This is a genomic window from Pseudoalteromonas sp. TB64, assembly GCF_000498095.1.
Classification (GTDB): Bacteria; Pseudomonadota; Gammaproteobacteria; order Enterobacterales; family Alteromonadaceae; genus Pseudoalteromonas.
On record NZ_AUTQ01000011.1, the window covers coordinates 1 to 1,036 of the forward strand.

At 39.7% G+C, this 1,036-nt stretch carries 2 protein-coding genes; one reads left to right on the top strand and one right to left on the bottom strand.

The genetic code is table 11. The features are described 5' to 3' along the window. Positions 1–108: 108 nt before the first annotated feature. The gene (cmoA, locus tag L647_RS0100430; protein WP_024609464.1) at positions 109–834 is read right to left on the bottom strand and encodes a carboxy-S-adenosyl-L-methionine synthase CmoA; all 726 of its coding nucleotides are present in this window, start codon (positions 832–834) and stop codon (positions 109–111) included. 116 nt (positions 835–950) lie between these two features. On the opposite strand from cmoA, the gene L647_RS1000000125705 reads away from it, so the two are divergent. Beyond that, positions 951–1,036, top strand: an 86-nt coding sequence (locus tag L647_RS1000000125705; RefSeq protein WP_139015412.1) for a DUF3334 family protein, incomplete at its 3' end; no start/stop codon positions are given.

Here is a 1,036-nt window from a genome sequence, read left to right on the forward strand (position 1 = left end):
CTGCCAATGTTTTAATTGTGCCGGAAGGGTTTCCAGCCAGTGACTAAGTGGGCTTTGTGCGATAGATGCGTAAAATTGGTTAAACCATTGAGACATGGATGACTCTCTTTATTTAATTGCTACCATTGAGCAAAAATTAAAACATTGATACCACACTTGAGTTTGGCTAAAACCAATATCTTGTAAGCGAGTAAAGTGAGCGCTTAGTGTATCTGGGCGCATAACGTTTTCGATGGCGGTACGCTTTTGGCTTATTTCAAGCTCAGAGTAACCATTGTGTCGTTTAAAGTCGTGGTGCAAATCAATCAATAAATAGTCGCATTGCTCGTTTTCGGCTTTAATTTTTTCGCTTAATAGCAATACACCACCTGGTTTTAAATTAGCGTATATTTTTTCAAGTACGGCTTGGCGCTGAGCATGAGGAATAAACTGCAGCGTGAAGTTCATTGCCACCACAGAGGCGTTTTGAATCTCAAGCTCGTTAATATCGCCCAAAGTAACAGTAACAGGCACATCTGATTTAAAACCTTGTAAATGTACCTTACAACGCTCAACCATAGCTTGAGAGTTATCTACCGCTATTATATGGCAGTTATCGGTGCGAATATTTCGTCGCATGCTAAGCGTTACTGCGCCCAGTGAGCAGCCTAAATCATAAAGATTTGAGTTACTTTGCGCGTATTCACCCGCAAGTTTACCCATTGTACTTACAATAGTTGCGTAGCCCGGTACCGAGCGCTGGATCATATCTGGAAAAACTTCGACTACATTTTGATCAAAGCTAAAATCTTTTACTTGTTGCTCAGAGGCATAAATACTGTCTTTTATGGTCACGAAGGCAGTCTCTTGAAAAATAATGATGCTATTTTAACATTTTATACTGGATAGTCAGTGATAAATTCAGTAGCTTGACTAGAATTATGAATAATAAGCATAAAAGAGAAGATTAAATGAGCAAAAGTAAGGTCATCAGCACAGACGATATATTAGCAACCCTTTGTCATTCAGTGACAGGCGTACTCACATCAGCCAGTGG